This is a genomic window from Photobacterium ganghwense, assembly GCF_017329545.1.
In the GTDB taxonomy this organism is placed as follows: Bacteria; Pseudomonadota; Gammaproteobacteria; order Enterobacterales; family Vibrionaceae; genus Photobacterium; species Photobacterium ganghwense.
The window spans coordinates 461755-478956 of sequence record NZ_CP071325.1 but is presented as its reverse complement, the minus strand read 5'-3'; the positions used below and the strand labels follow the sequence as shown (position 1 = coordinate 478956).

Here is a 17202-nt window from a genome sequence, read left to right as displayed (position 1 = left end):
ACTATTGCGGCAGTATACGCCGGGCATACTCCGTCAGCTGCCGGGTCAGCTCGGCCAGTACCCCACTCTCCAGCGCCCAGTGATGCCAGTACATCCGTCGACTGAGCATTATCTCGGGGGTCAGGTTTACCAACACCCCCTGCGCCAGCTCCTGCTCTATCTGCACTCGGGGGATCAGGCAGAACGCAATCCCTTCCAGCGCCAGCCGCACAAAGGCCTCCGACGAACGGACGGTATGCTTCATCACACTGCCCGGCGGCAGGTTAAAATGCTGATGGACGAACTGCTCATGCATATCATCATGCTGGTCAAAGGTCACGCCGGGAGCCGCCAGCAGGCTGTCACGACTTACCCCGGCAGCAAAATACCGGGCGGCAAATTCAGGGCTGGCCACACACAGATAGTCAACCCGTCCCAGGTACTCAGCGACGCATCCCGGCAGCGGGCGGCTTTCCATACTGAGCGCCCCGACCACCTCACCGCTGCGTAGCTTATCCAGCGTTCGGGCCTCATCTTCCACCAGCAAATTCAGCTCAATGCGACGCGACTTCAGTAGAGGGCTCAGTGCCGGTAGCAGCCAGGTTGCCAGACTGTCTGCATTCGTGGCAATGGCAACCGACATCGGCTGATCGTCGGCATCGGTCGCCAACACCGGCAGTAATTCCTGCTCCAGCAAACGAACCCGGCGGTATAAGCCCAGCATTTTCTGACCGGCCGGAGTGGCTCTTGGGGGCTGTCCCCGCACCAGCATTGGTTGAGCCATCAGTTTTTCCAGCTGTTTCACCCGTTGCGAGACCGCTGACTGGGTGATACACAAATGCTCAGCGGCCCGTTCAAACCCACGCTGGGAAATCACCGCATCCAGTGCTTCAATCCAGCGATAATCCAGTCCCCGCATTCCTTTCTCCTGTCGTTCCGGCTGGGTGGTCGACTTCAACGCAGTGTCTTCTGCGATGCTGAGTTTCTCCATTGCGGTCCAGCCTTGGCGGCAGACCTACAGGCTGACACTCTCAAGCTCAGCACACCGCCCCACTATTATTAGAAACTCTAATAATCAATAAATATTATTAGTTGTACCCAGACTATATGGCGATTGTATGCTGCCTCCATCTTTTTCACCACGCCATCACGTGGGCAAAGCCCACTCGGTGTTTGTAATAATGACAGGAATCGCAAAACAATGAGTATCTGGGTTTTACTGCAAGGATTTGGACTGGGCGCTTCGATGATCATCCCGATTGGTGCGCAAAACGCGTTTGTTCTGAATCAGGGAATCAAGCGTAACCATCATCTGACCACGGCGACGATCTGCAGTCTGCTTGATACCCTGTTCATCAGCCTGGGCATTTTCGGCGGCGGTGCCCTGCTGTCCAGCAATAAAACCCTGCTGACCTGTGTCACCATTGGCGGTATTCTGTTTCTGACTTTTTACGGCGCTTTGTCACTCAGCAGCGCGCTGCGTTCAGCATCCGCCGAGGAAGCCTCGACGCAGGTACTGGCGCGTGGTCGACGTGCCGTTATTCTCGGCGCCCTGGCTGTGACAGTGCTGAACCCGCACATGTACCTGGATACCGTGGTGATTCTCGGGTCGATTGGCGGTCAGTTTGAAGGACATGACAGAATCGCGTTTGCCCTGGGTACGATCATGGCATCTTTCGTCTGGTTCTATACCCTTTCCATCGGCGCTGCCAAGCTCGGGCCCACGCTGTCCCAACCAAAGGTCAAGCGCGGAATCGATCTGGCCGTTGCCGGTATGATGTTCTTCATTGCATTCCATCTCAGCCAGGAACTCTGGACAAAAACATTGGGGTAGTCTTTATGCAGCAGGAAATTTTAGCTTTAGGGAAAAACGTAGACACAATTTACCAGAGTAACCTGGCGCTGTTCCGCCAGACTGGGATTGCTTATCAGGCATGGGAACACGAACCGGTACTGGATTATGAGACAGATGCCAGACTGGCCGATGAGCTGGGCTGGACAGCGGCACCCACCAAAAGTCTGTTTATGAAAATGAAGGGAGGCGGCCACAGCCTGCTCCTGACACATAAAGACAGCCGCTTGGACAGTAAGCTAGTCAAACAAGCGCTGGGGAAACGGGTATCCGTGTGCACCCATGATGAAATGGCTGCCGCGATAGGTTGTGTGCCAGGTGCGGTCTGCCCGTTCGGCTTGCCCGAAGAGATTACCCTGCTGGTCGACCCGGTGCTGTATCAGCACCCTGAGCTGATGTATACCCCGGGCAAACCGGAGTTTACTTTCGCCTTTGCCAGTGCGGACCTTGATACGCTGCTGGCGGCCCTGCCGAACACAGTGATCCCGCTGCCTGAGGTGCACAGCGCATAACTCAGCCGCACAGCACCCGCCATAAAAAATGGAGCCAATCGGCTCCATTTTCTTTTTTGAATCAGTCAGTAATACCAACTCGGTGATTACTTTTCGATCTTGTTCAGGTGAACATCCATTTGTGGGAATGGGATCTCGATACCTTCTTTGTCCAGCTCTTCTTTGATCGCTTGCAAAAGGTCGAAGTACACGCCCCAGTAATCAGACGTTTTCACCCATGGACGTACCACGAAGTTAACGGAAGAGTCAGCCAGTGCTACCACACCGATGGTTGGCGCTGGGTCTTTCAGAACGCGCGCTTCAGCAGCAACCACTCGCTCCAGAACCGCTTTGGTTTTCTTCAGATCAGACTTGTACGACACACCGATCACGTAGTCGATACGGCGGGTCTCATGACGTGAGTAGTTTGTGATTGGGCCACCGATCACCGATGCGTTAGGAACCACAACCATCTTGTTGTCTGGCGTTTTCAGAACCGTAGAGAACACCTGAATGGATTCTACCGAACCAGCCACACCGCCGACTTCTACGTAGTCACCAGATTTGAACGGGCGGAAAGCAACAATCAGCACACCAGCCGCAAAGTTAGACAGAGAACCTTGCAGGGCCAGACCAACGGCCAGACCCGCGGCACCGATAACAGCAACCACAGACGCCGTTTGAACGCCAACACGGCCAAGAGCGGCAATCAGTACGATCACAAACAGCAGGTAACGAACCAGTGAATGCAGGAACTCCACCACTGCATCGTCCATCTGCTTTTTACGCAGCATGCGCGCTACGCCATTGGCGATAGTTTTAGTAATAATGTTACCGATAAACAGGATCAGCAGGGCAGATAAAAGGTTAACCCCATACTGAATCAGCAAATCCTGGTTATCAGAAATCCATGTACCAGCATTCAGCACACCATTAGTTAAATCGTTATCCGTAATCGTCTCTACGACACTATTTGCGACACTTTCACTCATACGTATCTTACTCTGCTAAATAGGTTATCTACGTGGTTCCCGTTGCGATACCACATCGTCCGGGAGCATAATTATTATCGTGCAGTACTCAGATAAATGACTTATGCAACTACCACTATAACAGTGATTTCATTGAATTGGTTAGTCATTCCCAAGTATCGCCGTGCCGCGATAATACCTGCGGGTGCAAAAAAGACCAACAAAAATATGACATAGATCACGTCATTTTTTTGACGATATAAAAAAGCCCGCGATTGCGGGCTTTTTAAATCTTTGGAGAAAGAACGACAGATTACAGTACGTCGATCGCGTTCAGGTCAGAGAACGCTTGCTCCAGACGCTTAACCATAGAAGCCTGACCAGCACGCAGCCATACGCGTGGGTCGTAGTATTTCTTGTTCGGCGCGTCTTCACCTGTTGGGTTACCGATTTGACCTTGCAGGTAATCGTGGTTATCCGCTTCGTATTTACGAACGCCGTCCCAAGTTGCCCACTGAGTATCAGTATCGATGTTCATTTTGATTACACCGTAAGAGATAGACTCACGAATTTCTTCCAGTGTAGAGCCTGAACCACCGTGGAATACGAAGTTCAGCGTGTTAGTTGGCAGACCGAATTTCTCAGAGCAGTAAGCTTGAGAGTCACGCAGGATGGTCGGAGTCAGAACAACGTTACCTGGTTTGTATACGCCGTGTACGTTACCGAAAGATGCTGCGATAGTGAAACGGTGGCTGATTGCGCTCAGTTTTTCGTAAGCGTAAGCAACGTCTTCTGGAGAAGTGTACAGCTCAGACTGATCCATGTCAGAGTTGTCTACGCCGTCTTCTTCACCACCAGTACAACCCAGTTCGATTTCCAGAGTCATGTTCATCTTCGCCATGCGCTCAAGGTACTTCGCACAGATTTCGATGTTTTCTTCCAGAGACTCTTCAGACAGGTCGATCATGTGAGAAGAGAACAGAGGCTTACCAGTTTGAGCGAAGTACTCTTCACCCGCATCCAGCAGACCGTCGATCCATGGCAGCAGTTTCTTCGCTGCGTGGTCAGTGTGCAGAATAACAGGCACACCGTAAGATTCAGCGATAGCGTGTACGTATTTCGCGCCAGCAACCGCACCTTTGATTTGTGCTTCCTGACCTTCTAGTTTCAGACCTTTACCAGCGAAGAATGCAGCACCGCCGTTAGAGAACTGAACGATAACTGGAGCTTTAACGTTCGCAGCCGCTTCCAGTACAGCGTTGATAGAGTCAGTGTTAACTACGTTTACCGCTGGAAGTGCAAACTGGTTTTCTTTTGCAACTTCAAATACTTTCTGTACGTCGTCGCCAGAAATCACACCAGGTTTTACGAAATCGAAGATCTTAGACATAACAATAGTCCTATTTGCCTTGTTGTCTGTATAAATGGAAATCTTTGCAATCGTTTGCTACCGCCGTATTCTACAAAAACGGCACCTTGTTAACAAACAATTAAAGCGCGGGAGCCATACGCTCCCGCCCTGTTTGATTAAGCTTTAGCACGCTCTTCCAGCATAGCAACTGCTGGTAGTTTTTTGCCTTCAACGAACTCAAGGAACGCACCACCACCAGTAGAGATGTAAGATACGTCAGCTTTGATGCCGAATTTGTCGATGGCAGCCAGCGTATCACCGCCACCTGCAACAGAGAAACCGTCAGACGCGGCAATCGCTTCAGAGATGCCTTTCGTACCCGCTTCGAAATTCTTGAACTCGAAAACGCCAACCGGACCATTCCACAGGATAGTTTTCGCGTCTTTCAGGATTTTCGCCAGCGCTTCTGTTGATTCAGGGCCCAGGTCGAAGATCATGTCGTCGTCTTGTACTTCAGAAACGTGTTTGATTTCTGCTTCCGCATTCTCGTCGAAGGCTTTTGCACATGCCACGTCAGTAGCAACCGGAATTGCACACTCATCCATCAGTTTCTTCGCTGTATCAACCAGATCAGCTTCGTACAGAGACTTACCTACATTGTAGCCAGCCGCCGCAATAAAGGTGTTAGCGATACCGCCACCCACAACCAGTTGGTCAGCAATTTTAGACAGTGACTCAAGTACTGTCAGTTTAGTCGAAACTTTAGAACCACCAACGATAGCGACCATCGGACGAGCCGGTTTGTCCATCGCTTTACCCAGCGCTTCCAGTTCGTTAGCCAGCAGAGGACCCGCACAAGCAACCGGTGCGTGCATACCTACACCGTGAGTAGAGGCTTGTGCGCGGTGAGCTGTACCGAATGCATCCATCACGAATACGTCACACAGTGCCGCATATTTCTTAGACAGTTCTTCTTCGTTTTTCTTTTCGCCTTTGTTAAAGCGAACGTTTTCCAGAACAACCAGTTCACCAGCATTCAGTTCCACGCCGTCCAGGTAGTCTTTTACCAGCTTCACTTCGCAATCCAGAGCGTCGTTCAGGTAGTTCACTACTGGTTGTAGAGAGAACTCGTCAGCGTATTCGCCTTCAGTCGGACGACCCAGGTGAGAAGTAACCATTACTTTGGCACCCGCTTCCAGGCAGTGCTTGATCGTTGGCAGAGATGCCAGGATACGCGCATCTGAAGTTACTTTACCGTCTTTTACTGGCACGTTCAGGTCCGCACGAATGAATACGCGTTTACCTGCAAGGTCCAGATCAGTCATCTTGATTACAGACATGGTTTGTCCTCTCAACAGTGATTAATTTAAAGTCAAAGTTTTTGTCGGCCCGGCGTCACTGCCAGGCCCGCTAATTCTTACTGCTCAGTTGTGTTACAGGCAGCACGGCTGTCATCAACCGCCTGCATTGCCAACGCGGTATCAAGCATCCGGTTGGCAAATCCCCATTCATTATCGCACCAGATCAGCAACTTGATTAAATGCTGGTTACTGACCCGGGTTTGCGTCCCGTCAACGATCGCACTGTGTGGATCGTGGTTGAAGTCAATGGAGACAAGGGGCGCTTCGGTATAGTCCACAATACCGTCTAATGTACAACGAGACGCTTCTGCCAGTGATTGATTTACGTCATTAACTTTCACATTTGTTTTCACGGTGACACTTAAATCCATCGCTGTGACGTTAATTGTTGGTACACGCACAGAAATAGCTTCAAATTTGTCAGAAAATTCCGGAAAGATACGACCGATACCCAGATGAAGTTTAGTATCAACGGGGATAATTGACTGGCTGGCAGCTCGGGTACGACGTAAGTCGGTGTGGTAGGCGTCAATGACCTGCTGGTCATTCATCGCCGAGTGAATGGTGGTAATGGTGCCGGACTCAATGCCAAAGGCTTCATCCAGCACTTTAATAACCGGGACAATACAGTTGGTGGTACAGGAACCGTTGGACACAATCAGGTCGTCGGCGGTCAGGGTCTGGTGGTTAACACCGTATATGATTGTATTGTCGATGTCGTTTGCAGCAGGGTGGGAAAACAGGACTTTTCTCGCGCCGGCTTTGATATGGGCTTCGCCGTCGCTTCGGGTGCCAAAGATGCCGGTACAGTCCAGCACGATATCAATGGCTAAGTCTTTCCAAGGCAGCAAGTGGATGTCGCTTTGGTGCAGGATACGGATTTGATCCTGATTATCCGCCCCGCCGATGAACAGATGCTCCTGGTCATGGCTGACAGACTTATGGAAGCGGCCATGGCTGGTGTCATACTGCAGCAGATGAGCCATGGCTTCAGGCTCAGCTAACTCGTTGACTGCCACGACTTGAATGTGGTGGTGTTTGCCGCTTTCATACAGGGCGCGAAGCACACTGCGTCCGATACGGCCAAATCCATTAATTGCGACTCTTAGTGTCATATCCGTGCTACAAAATTATTAAGCGGGGTTAGTGTATACCAAGCGATTGTGAGAATCACGATAATTGTGAAGGCCATCACCCTGACTTACAAACCCAAAATAAAACAAAACGTTAAGATAATTCCCACGCTTGGCATGATGACTTTTCCAACACAATCCAATGTGAGTGAGATCTCAATTCATATAAAAAAAGACCTCGTGAAGAGGTCTTTTTTTCATCCTTCGAAATAAATACTGTAGCCCTTAAGCTACCGTATATTTACCCGCTAAATTACGCCAGTAGCTCTTTCGCTGTGCTGACGACATTCTCAGTGGTAAAGCCGAACATTTCGAACAGTTGGCCAGCCGGTGCAGATTCACCGAAGCTGGTCATGCCGATGATGCGGCCGTCGAAACCGACGTACTTGTACCAGAAATCTGCGATACCCGCTTCGATAGCGATACGTGCTGTCACGTCAGATGGCAGCACTGCTTCGCGATATGCCGCGTCTTGCGTGTCGAACGTGTCAGTCGATGGCATAGAGACCACGCGAACCAGCTTGCCTTCGGCTGTCAGTTCCGCTGCTGCGTTCACAGCCAGCTCGACTTCAGAGCCGGTCGCGATCAGGATCAGCTCAGGTTTGCCGGCACAATCTTTCAGGATGTAACCACCCTTCGCGATGTCAGCCACCTGAACCTCAGAGCGCTCTTGCTGCGCCAGGTTCTGACGCGAGAAGATCAGCGCTGATGGCGCATCTTTACGCTCGATAGCCAGTTTCCAGGCAACCGCAGACTCAACCTGGTCACACGGACGCCACGTGCTCATGTTCGGCGTCAGGCGCAGAGACGCCATTTGCTCAACCGGCTGGTGCGTCGGGCCGTCTTCACCCAGACCGATAGAGTCGTGCGTGTACACTTGGATGTTCTGAATTTTCATCAGAGCGGCCATGCGCATCGCGTTACGGGCGTATTCCATGAACATCAGGAAGGTGGCACCATAAGGCACGAAACCGCCGTGCAGGGCGATACCGTTGATGATCGCAGTCATGCCGAATTCACGTACACCGTAATGGATGTAGTTACCCGAGAAGTCACCCGCTTCCAGAGACTTCGAGCCAGACCACATGGTCAGGTTAGACGGTGCCAGGTCAGCTGAGCCGCCCATGAATTCCGGCAGCAGTTTACCGAACGCTTCCAGCGCGTTTTGAGACGCTTTACGGGATGCGATGTTCGCTGGGTTGGCTTGCAGCTCAGCAATGATTGCGCTGGTCGCTTCTTCCCAGTTCGCTGGTAGCTCACCGTTGACACGGCGCTTGTACTCAGCAGCCAGCTCAGGGTAAGCCGCTTGGTACGCCGCGAACTTGTCGTTCCAGGTCGCTTCTTTGGCAGCGCCCGCTTCTTTTGCATCCCACTCAGCGTAGATGTCTGCCGGGATTTCAAACGGACCGTGGTTCCAGCCCAGGAATTCACGGGCAGCCGCGATTTCGTCGTGGCCCAGTGGTGCACCGTGACAGTCGTGTGAGCCTGCTTTGTTTGGTGAACCGAAACCGATGATGGTCTTAGTACAAATCAGGGTTGGACGAGGGTCGGCTTTCGCCGCTTCGATTGCCGCGTTGATCGCGTCAGAATCGTGACCGTCAACCGCTGGAATAACGTGCCAGCCGTATGCTTCAAAACGTTTTGGTGTGTCGTCGGAGAACCAGCCTTCCACGTGACCGTCGATAGAGATGCCGTTGTCATCCCAGAATGCGATCAGTTTGCCCAGGCCCAGAGTACCGGCCAGTGAGCACGCTTCGTGAGAGATGCCTTCCATCAGACAGCCGTCGCCCATGAACACGTAGGTGAAGTGGTCAACGATGTCATGGCCGTCTTTGTTGAACTGCGCTGCCAGTGCTTTTTCCGCAATCGCCATACCTACGGCATTGGTGATGCCCTGACCCAGCGGACCAGTCGTCGTTTCGATACCCGGTGCGTAACCGTACTCAGGGTGACCCGGGGTTTTCGAGTGCAGCTGACGGAAGTTTTTCAGATCATCGATAGACAGATCGTAACCGGTCAGGTGAAGCAGAGAGTAAATCAGCATCGAGCCGTGGCCGTTCGACAGGACGAAACGGTCGCGATCAGCCCACTGTGGGTTCTGAGGGTTGTGGTTCAGGTGGCCACGCCACAGGACTTCAGCAATATCAGCCATCCCCATTGGGGCACCCGGGTGGCCAGAGTTAGCTTGTTGCACACCATCCATACTCAGGGCGCGGATTGCATTGGCAAGTTCTTTACGAGAAGACATGTCTGCTCCAGAAATTCGTAGACGTTATGATGGAGTAGCCTGGTTTTAGGGTAACCAGACTAACCGGTATTCGGCGGGCATGTATTGTCGCAAAGTCTGGCGGCTATCTGCAAACGATTTCCTGCCAAAATAAACACGAATATCAACAAAATGGGCGATACTAATGGCCAACCACCTGTAATTTCACCCTAAACACGGAAACGTTTGCCTGAGAATAAACGCAAACCCATACCCTTCGTATTGTTGATTTTCTACGGCGAGCAGAGGTATCATAGACGTCTAGACGGAGGTAGCTCTATACATACGAACGTACATCCTTATACGATGTCAATCTCCAACCTGCGGTATAGAGCCCAACATCATCCATTTTTAACATTACTTTGTGGGAGCGCTCATGGCGAAGCACCTGTTTACTTCTGAGTCTGTGTCAGAAGGCCATCCAGATAAAATTGCCGATCAGATTTCGGATGCAGTATTGGATGCGATCTTAGAACAAGATCCAAAAGCACGTGTTGCGTGTGAGACTTACGTAAAAACCGGCATGGTAATGGTTGGTGGTGAAATCACAACGTCTGCTTGGGTTGATATCGAAGAACTGACCCGTGATACCGTACGTGAAATCGGCTACGTTCACTCTGACATGGGCTTCGATGCAAACTCATGTGCCGTTCTGAGCGCAATCGGCAAACAGTCTCCGGATATCAACCAGGGTGTTGACCGTGAAGACCCACGTGAACTGGGTGCTGGCGACCAGGGCATCATGTTTGGCTATGCCTGTAACGAAACTGACGTGCTGATGCCAGCACCGGTTACTTACGCCCACCGTCTGGTAGAGCGTCAGGCGAAAGTGCGTAAAAATGGCGCCCTGCCATGGCTTCGTCCGGATGCAAAAAGCCAAGTCACTTTTGCCTACGACCAAGGCAAAATCGTGGGTATCGATGCCGTTGTTCTGTCAACTCAACACTGTGACAGCATCGAACTGCCAGTGCTGCAGGAAGCGGTGATGGAAGAAATCATCAAGCCGGTTCTGCCAAGCGAGTGGCTGACGAAAGACACCAAATACTTCATTAACCCAACCGGCCGTTTCGTTATCGGTGGCCCAATGGGTGACTGTGGTCTGACTGGTCGTAAGATCATCGTTGATACCTACGGCGGTGCAGCTCGTCACGGTGGCGGCGCATTCTCTGGTAAAGATCCATCGAAAGTTGACCGTTCTGCAGCTTACGCGGCTCGTTATGTGGCGAAGAACATCGTTGCGGCCGGCATGGCTGACCGTTGTGAAATCCAGCTGTCTTACGCTATCGGTGTCGCTGATCCAACGTCGATCATGGTCGAAACGTTCGGTACTGAGAAAGTGGCTCACGACATCATCGTTGAAGCAGTACGTCAACACTTCGACCTGCGCCCATACGGTCTGATCGAAATGCTGGATTTGCTGAAGCCAATGTACAAGAAAACGGCGGCTTACGGCCACTTCGGTCGTGAAGAATTCCCATGGGAAAAAACTGACAAAGCTGAGATGCTGCGCGAGTTCGCAAACATCAAATAAGCATGTCACTCCGGAGCCAGCAGTCTCCGATACAGAAAAGATACAAAAAGGAAGCTTAGGCTTCCTTTTTTGTTATCCTCTCCCCTATACTCCCGCGCAGATTCGTTAACTCACACCGCCTAATAGCCCATTGTTATGACCCCATTACAGCAAACGGTGATCGCCAAGGTCGAGTCCTGTATCCATCAGGCCAACCGGCACCTTAACCAGCATTTCCCCCTGCCCGTCGTCAATTTCAAACAACGGGGGAAAATCGCAGGAAGTGCGCGGTTACAGGGTTGGGAAGTCAGGTTTAACCCTGTGCTGTTGGCTGAAAATCCGCAGACTTTTCTTGATGAAGTCGTTCCGCACGAAGTGGCTCATCTGGTGGTCTTTAAGCTGTTTGGCCGGGTCCGTCCGCATGGCCGGGAATGGCAAGGCGTCATGCACAACGTGTTTGGCGTTGCCCCCCGCACCACACACAGCTTTGATATTTCTTCCGTGCAGGGGCAGACTTTTGTCTACCGCTGTCAGTGCAGTGAGCACCAGATGACCGTTCGCCGCCACAACAAAATCGTCCGCGGTCAGGCGGTATATCACTGTCGCCGATGCGGCAGCCAACTGCGCCTGAGCTGAAAAGTTGTCGTTATCACTCCTGGTGTCAAAAGCCGTCTGTGACAGCATTGAGCTATCCCTTCCGGTTATTCCGTAATTCCGATAAGCGTAGGTATACAAACCACCGCGGATGTTCTGCCACTCAGCCCCCCTGCTGCTATTGCTATTGCCGAATGTAAATAACACAAAACTTACTGTGAAGTAGTTCCAAAAAATCAGCCAGATGATAGGCTTGTCGCCCTCATTTTCAGAATAAGGAAAGGCATGCGTCGTCCCTCTCCCTGGCTGCTGATCAGCCTGCTTGCGCCAGTTTCCGCACTGGCAGCCCATCCAACCTCATTCAGCCAAGCCAAAAAACTGGCTATCGGCATTTATCAGGATCATCCGGTCAGCTTTTACTGCGGCTGTGACATCACCTGGCAGGGCAAAAAAGGGATTCCGGATCTAGCCAGCTGCGGCTATGAAGTCCGCAAACAACCCAACCGGGCAAACCGTATCGAATGGGAACACGTGGTACCGGCCTGGCAATTTGGCCACCAGCTTCAGTGCTGGCAAGAAGGCGGCCGCAAAGCCTGCCAGAGCAGCGCCCAGTTCCGCCAGATGGAAGCCGATCTGCATAACCTGACTCCGGCAATCGGCGAAGTGAACGGTGACCGTTCCAACTTCAGCTTTATGCCCTGGAACGGTACCAACGGCGCCAATTACGGCCAGTGTGAGATGAAGGTGGACTTCAGCCAGAAACGAGCCGATCCACCACCAGCCAGCCGGGGGCCGATTGCCCGCACTTATCTCTATATGAGTGACACCTACCCGTTCCGTCTGTCCCGCCAGCAGCGCCAGTTGATGGAAGCCTGGAACCGACAGTACGCCGTGACCGAATGGGAATGTGAACGCGACCGTCGAATTGCCAAAATCCAGAGTAACCACAACCCTTACGTTCAGCCGTTGTGTCAGGCAAAAGGACTGTAACCGCCCGCTCCGCCAGCGCTCAGCGGACTAAAACCGCCTTTGGCGAGACGAAAACCGCATCTGGGCCAGCGTCGTGAAGACACTGGCCTTTTTCCAGCTGATGGCACGGGAGATGGCGGACAACAAAAACAAATCCACTTTGCCCTTGTTTTTCCGAGGCACGGCATCCATCTCTGTACCATGAGGCAGCAATCCTTCGTATAATGCTGCCAGACTAGATGAAAACGATGACCAATCAGCCATGAGAATCCCACGAATTTATCACCCTGAAACCCTGCCGGCTTCAGGTATCATCATGCTCAGTGAAGAAGCCGCCAACCACGTTGGCCGGGTCATGCGCATGCAAGTTGGCCAGGAAGTCCTGCTGTTTGATGGCAGCAATGCTGAGTTTCCAGCCATTATCAGTAACGCCAGCAAGAAAAGTGTGGAAGTCGACATTCAGGAACGTCGTGAAAACAGCGTGGAATCCCCGCTGGATATCCACCTCGGCCAAGTGATTTCTCGTGGTGAAAAAATGGAATTTACGATTCAGAAATCTGTCGAGCTGGGGGTCAACACGATTACCCCGCTGATTTCTGAACGTTGCGGCGTCAAACTTAACGCCGATCGCTTCGATAAAAAATTGCAGCAATGGCAGAAGATCGCCATCAGCGCCTGCGAGCAGTGCGGTCGTAACCGCGTGCCGGAAATCCGCCCGATCATGAAACTGGAAGACTGGTGCAGCGAGCCGTACGACGGCCTGAAGCTGAACCTGCACCCACGAGCCAGTTACTCAATTAACACCCTGCCAGCACCTGTCAGCAAGGTACGCCTACTGATTGGTCCGGAAGGCGGTCTGTCCGCTGAAGAAATCAGCATGACAGAAACCTACCAATTTGATGAAATCCTGCTGGGTCCTCGTGTCCTGCGCACTGAAACGGCTGCCATGACCGCCATTACAGCCCTGCAGGTTCGCTTCGGCGATCTCGGCTAACCCTCGGGAAGACAAACTTAGGAGAAACCAATGATCAAACTGGGTATCGTGATGGACCCTATCGAGTCCATCAACATTAAGAAAGATTCCAGCTTTGCCATGATGTTGGAAGCCCAGCGCCGCGGCTGGGAAATCCACTACATGGAAATGAACGACCTGTCGCTGGAACAAGGCAAGGCCATTGCCCGTACCCGTGTGGTTAGCCTGAAAGAAGATCCGAACGGCTGGTTCGAATTCCACGGCGAGCAGGAAATTGCCCTGTCTGAGCTGGATGTGGTACTGATGCGCAAAGATCCGCCGTTCGATACCGAATACATTTACGCGACCTACATTCTGGAGCGAGCAGAAGAACAAGGCACACTGGTTGTCAACAAACCGCAAAGCCTGCGTGACTGCAACGAAAAGCTGTTCACCGCTTGGTTCCCGGAACTGACCCCGACCACCATTGTAACCCGTCGTGCCGACAAGATTCGTGCATTCCAGCAGGAGCACGGTGACGTGATCCTGAAGCCGCTGGACGGCATGGGGGGCTCATCCATCTTCCGCGTCATGAAGAATGACCCGAACGTGTCGGTGATCATCGAGACCCTGACCAACCACGGTCAGAACTACTGCATGGCGCAGACTTTCGTGCCTGACATCAGTAACGGTGACAAGCGTATTCTGGTGGTTGACGGTGAGCCAATGCCATACTGCCTGGCGCGTATTCCGGCCGAAGGCGAAACCCGTGGCAACCTAGCCGCCGGTGGTCGTGGCGAACCACGTCCAATCAGCGACACAGACCGCAAGATTGCGGAAACCGTTGCACCGGTGCTGAAAGAAAAAGGCCTGATCTTTGTCGGTCTGGACGTGATTGGCGACAAGCTGACAGAAATCAACGTGACCAGCCCGACCTGTATTCGAGAAATCGAAGCGGCCTTTGATATCTCCATCACCGGCAAACTTATGGATGCGATTGAGCGCCGCCTGAACCAGGCATAAGGCTCCTCCTTTTCGCCCTCCCACGCAGCCCGCACGGGCTGCGTGAGGCCGGCTCTCACCTCGTCATTTAAATACCATTTCTGTCAATTACTCGGCATACTTTAAAGAAGCAGCTTAAGTAATAGGTACTCCAATGAATTTGACCAATCACTTTCTGGTTGCGATGCCCCAACTACAGGATCCAAACTTCAAAGGCAGCGTCGTGTATATCTGCGAGCATAACGATGAAGGCGCGATGGGGATTGTGATCAACCTGCCTATTGAGATTTCCGTGGGCAACATGCTTGAACAAATTGACATTGACCGCGAGCTGCCTGTTCAGAACCCGGCCAGCCTGGAACAACCGGTTTTCAACGGCGGTCCGGTCGCGGCTGACCGTGGCTTCGTGTTGCACAACCGGATTGGCGACGATCTCAGCTCCAGCATAAACATTACCGATCAGGTGTCCGTCACGACCTCCAAAGACATCCTGTCGCTGCTGGGTACCCGCGAATCGCCGGACAACTTTCTGGTTGCCCTCGGCTATGCCGGTTGGGATGCCGGTCAGCTGGAACAAGAGCTGGCTGACAACTCCTGGCTGACCATTGAAGCCGATCCGGATCTGGTATTTAACACCCCGATTCATGAGCGCTGGAATAAAGCCATTGCCAAACTGGGCATTACCTCTACTCACCTCTCGACAGATAAAGGACATGCATGAGCCAGTCTCGTACTGTTTTAGCATTTGACTACGGCACCAAAAGCATCGGTGTGGCTATCGGCCAGGAACTGACCGGTACAGCCAACCCATTGGCAGCCCTGAAGGCTCGCGACGGCATCCCTAATTGGGATGACATTGAAAAGCTGCTCAAGGAGTGGCAACCGGATTTAGTGGTCGTCGGCCTGCCGCTGGATCTGCACGGTGGCGAACTGGAAGCCATTACACCGCGCGCGAAAAAATTTGCTAACCGCCTGCACGGCCGATTCGGTTGCCAGGTCGAGTTACACGATGAGCGCCTGAGCACCGCTGAAGCCCGCTCTGATCTGTTCGATCGTGGCGGCTATCGTAACCTGAGCAAAGGAAATATCGACTCTCAGTCAGCGGTCGTGATCCTCGAAAGCTGGTTTGAACAACAGTACGGCTAATCCCCGCATTCTGCTTTCGCACTCCCCGCTAACACTGACTATCTGCAGGCCCATCGGGGCCTGTTTGTTATCGCTGCGCTCAGCGGCCACCACTTCTTTCACTCCCAGATTACGCCCTACCCAAATGGTTACTCACCCAGTCTCAGCCTAACCGCAACAGTCAGCTCGTCTTCAAATACTCGTCTTTGGTGTTCAATCTCAAACGCGGGTTGATCGAGCACAAACCCCAGTGTACAGCTTTTCTCACTTTGCTCACCCTCTAGCCACACAGCGAAAAAATGGATCTGCACCGATCATCCTGATCCCGCGTGTTCTGCGGCCTGATCAGCCTGTACAGCTTTTTGACTACAGGAACCCAAAAGCTCCACAAGCTGTACAGCCAAAATAAAAAAACAACACAAAATGTTTAAAATCAGATGATTAAAAACATCATGACAATAAAAAAGCTTTAGGATCATAGTAACCCTAAAGCTTTTTACACATAGTAAGCTTTTTAATACCGACTCAGTCCATATCGATCGTGACCCCATCCAAGCTGCTGTTTGCCTGATGATGTTTGTTGCCGACTTTAATCATCAGTCGCAGATCGTTGGCCGAATCGGCATGGTGCAAAGCGTCCTGCTCCGTGATCTTGCCGGCGCTATAGAGGTCATACAGAGACTGATCAAACGTCATCATCCCCGACTGGGCTGATTTCGCCATGGTGTCCTTGATTTCGTGCAGCTCACCCCGACGGATCAGATCCGCAACCCGTGGCGTGTTGATCAACAGCTCAAAGGCACCGTGCCGTCCCATACCGTGGGCATCCGGGATCAGCTGCTGAGCCAGAATACATTTCAGGTTCAGTGATAAATCGAACAAAAACTGATCCCGCCGCTCTTTCGGAACCAGATGGAGAATACGCTCCAACGCCTGGTTGGCATTATTGGCATGCAAGGTCGCCATACACAGGTGCCCGGTTTCGGCAAAGTTCATGGCATATTCCATGGTTTCCCGGGTCCGGATTTCGCCAATCAGAATCATGTCAGGAGCCTGGCGCAGCGAGTTCTTGAGCGCCACCTCGTAGCTCTCCGTATCCAAGCCGACTTCGCGCTGGGTCACGATGCACTTATTATGCTTGTGCACGAACTCAATCGGATCTTCCACCGTCAGAATGTGACCGCTACGGTTGGCATTACGGTAGCCGGTCATAGCCGCCAGTGACGTGGATTTGCCCGAGCCGGTCGCCCCGACCACCAGCACCAGCCCCCGCTTCGCCAGTGCCATCTTCTGCATGTCCATCGGCAAGTTAAGGGCAAAAATGTCCGGGATATCGGTTTCAATCCGCCGGATCACCATGCCCGGCAGCTCCCGCTGCCAGAAGGCACTGACCCGGAACCGGTACTCGCCGCGTACCAGCGCAAAGTTTGCTTCTTTAGTGGCACAAAACTCCTGATACAACGCGTCGTCCATGGCTTCGCTGAACATCCGGTCAATCGCCGGACGATCCAGCGCCTGCCCCAACGGGTGCAGATTACCGTCGATTTTCAGCAGACATGGCGCTTCCACCGTGATGTACAAATCGGAGGCTTTGCTACTGACCATTTCATTCAGCGCATCCTGTAATGTCATATCCCCTCCCGGGA

At 52.3% G+C, this 17202-nt stretch carries 17 protein-coding genes; 9 read left to right on the top strand and 8 right to left on the bottom strand.

Annotation, left to right across the window (positions count from 1 at the left end):
- Position 1: 1 nt before the first annotated feature.
- Entirely contained in the window at positions 2–898 is an 897-nt protein-coding gene (locus tag FH974_RS02365) for a LysR family transcriptional regulator ArgP (protein ID WP_207103674.1), read from the bottom strand.
- A gap of 282 nt (positions 899–1180) precedes the next feature.
- Here FH974_RS02365 and FH974_RS02360 point away from each other — a divergent pair, with 282 nt between their 5' ends.
- Both FH974_RS02360 and FH974_RS02355 read left to right on the top strand, forming a co-directional pair.
- A complete protein-coding gene (locus FH974_RS02360; RefSeq protein ID WP_047886829.1) occupies positions 1181–1813 on the top strand; it encodes a LysE/ArgO family amino acid transporter in 633 nt (210 codons plus the stop codon).
- Between the two features lie 5 nt (positions 1814–1818).
- Complete coding sequence (locus FH974_RS02355) at positions 1819–2343, top strand: YbaK/EbsC family protein (protein WP_047886828.1); 525 nt, start codon at positions 1819–1821, stop codon at positions 2341–2343.
- A gap of 86 nt (positions 2344–2429) precedes the next feature.
- On the opposite strand, the gene mscS is transcribed toward FH974_RS02355, so the two are convergent.
- The 5 genes from mscS to tkt all read right to left on the bottom strand — a co-directional run bounded on the left by mscS (position 2430) and on the right by tkt (position 9386).
- A complete protein-coding gene (gene mscS / locus FH974_RS02350; protein WP_047886827.1) occupies positions 2430–3314 on the bottom strand; it encodes a small-conductance mechanosensitive channel MscS in 885 nt (294 codons plus the stop codon).
- A 292-nt stretch (positions 3315–3606) separates the two neighbouring features.
- Positions 3607–4683: a class II fructose-bisphosphate aldolase gene (fbaA, locus tag FH974_RS02345; protein ID WP_047886826.1), complete on the bottom strand. Its 1077-nt coding sequence runs from the start codon at positions 4681–4683 to the stop codon at positions 3607–3609.
- Between the two features lie 137 nt (positions 4684–4820).
- The gene (locus FH974_RS02340) at positions 4821–5984 is read right to left on the bottom strand and encodes a phosphoglycerate kinase (RefSeq protein ID WP_047886825.1); all 1164 of its coding nucleotides are present in this window, start codon (positions 5982–5984) and stop codon (positions 4821–4823) included.
- Between the two features lie 77 nt (positions 5985–6061).
- Positions 6062–7120: an erythrose-4-phosphate dehydrogenase gene (gene epd, locus FH974_RS02335; RefSeq protein WP_207103472.1), complete on the bottom strand. Its 1059-nt coding sequence runs from the start codon at positions 7118–7120 to the stop codon at positions 6062–6064.
- Positions 7121–7391: 271 nt separating this feature from the next.
- Complete coding sequence (gene tkt, locus FH974_RS02330; RefSeq protein ID WP_207103471.1) at positions 7392–9386, bottom strand: transketolase; 1995 nt, start codon at positions 9384–9386, stop codon at positions 7392–7394.
- Between the two features lie 394 nt (positions 9387–9780).
- Here tkt and metK point away from each other — a divergent pair, with 394 nt between their 5' ends.
- The 3 genes from metK (at position 9781) to endA (ending at position 12498) form a co-directional block, all read left to right on the top strand.
- Positions 9781–10935, top strand: coding sequence for a methionine adenosyltransferase (gene metK, locus FH974_RS02325; RefSeq protein WP_047887435.1), 1155 nt, complete (start codon positions 9781–9783; stop codon positions 10933–10935).
- Positions 10936–11070: 135 nt separating this feature from the next.
- Positions 11071–11550 carry a SprT family zinc-dependent metalloprotease gene (locus FH974_RS02320; protein WP_084712689.1) on the top strand — a complete coding sequence of 160 codons (480 nt, stop codon included), beginning with the start codon at positions 11071–11073 and terminating at the stop codon, positions 11548–11550.
- Positions 11551–11793: 243 nt separating this feature from the next.
- Positions 11794–12498 (top strand): deoxyribonuclease I, encoded by a 705-nt coding sequence (gene endA / locus FH974_RS02315; RefSeq protein WP_207103470.1) that lies wholly within the window; start codon positions 11794–11796, stop codon positions 12496–12498.
- A 27-nt stretch (positions 12499–12525) separates the two neighbouring features.
- Here endA and FH974_RS02310 read toward each other — a convergent pair whose 3' ends face one another.
- The gene (locus FH974_RS02310; RefSeq protein ID WP_047887438.1) at positions 12526–12741 is read right to left on the bottom strand and encodes a hypothetical protein; all 216 of its coding nucleotides are present in this window, start codon (positions 12739–12741) and stop codon (positions 12526–12528) included.
- Here FH974_RS02310 and rsmE point away from each other — a divergent pair.
- The 4 genes from rsmE (at position 12740) to ruvX (ending at position 15577) form a co-directional block, all read left to right on the top strand.
- The gene (gene rsmE / locus FH974_RS02305; RefSeq protein ID WP_047887439.1) at positions 12740–13471 is read left to right on the top strand and encodes a 16S rRNA (uracil(1498)-N(3))-methyltransferase; all 732 of its coding nucleotides are present in this window, start codon (positions 12740–12742) and stop codon (positions 13469–13471) included. The two genes, FH974_RS02310 and rsmE, sit on opposite strands and share 2 nt — an antisense overlap.
- 30 nt (positions 13472–13501) lie before the next feature.
- Entirely contained in the window at positions 13502–14452 is a 951-nt protein-coding gene (gene gshB, locus FH974_RS02300; RefSeq protein WP_207103469.1) for a glutathione synthase, read from the top strand.
- A gap of 133 nt (positions 14453–14585) precedes the next feature.
- Positions 14586–15152, top strand: a complete 567-nt coding sequence (locus FH974_RS02295) for a YqgE/AlgH family protein (protein ID WP_047887441.1) — start codon at positions 14586–14588, stop codon at positions 15150–15152.
- A complete protein-coding gene (gene ruvX / locus FH974_RS02290) occupies positions 15149–15577 on the top strand; it encodes a Holliday junction resolvase RuvX (RefSeq protein WP_047887442.1) in 429 nt (142 codons plus the stop codon). Before FH974_RS02295 ends, ruvX begins: the two co-directional genes overlap by 4 nt.
- A gap of 504 nt (positions 15578–16081) precedes the next feature.
- Here the strand turns inward: ruvX and FH974_RS02285 are convergent.
- Positions 16082–17188, bottom strand: a complete 1107-nt coding sequence (locus tag FH974_RS02285; RefSeq protein ID WP_047887443.1) for a PilT/PilU family type 4a pilus ATPase — start codon at positions 17186–17188, stop codon at positions 16082–16084.
- Between the last annotated feature and the right edge of the window lie 14 nt (positions 17189–17202).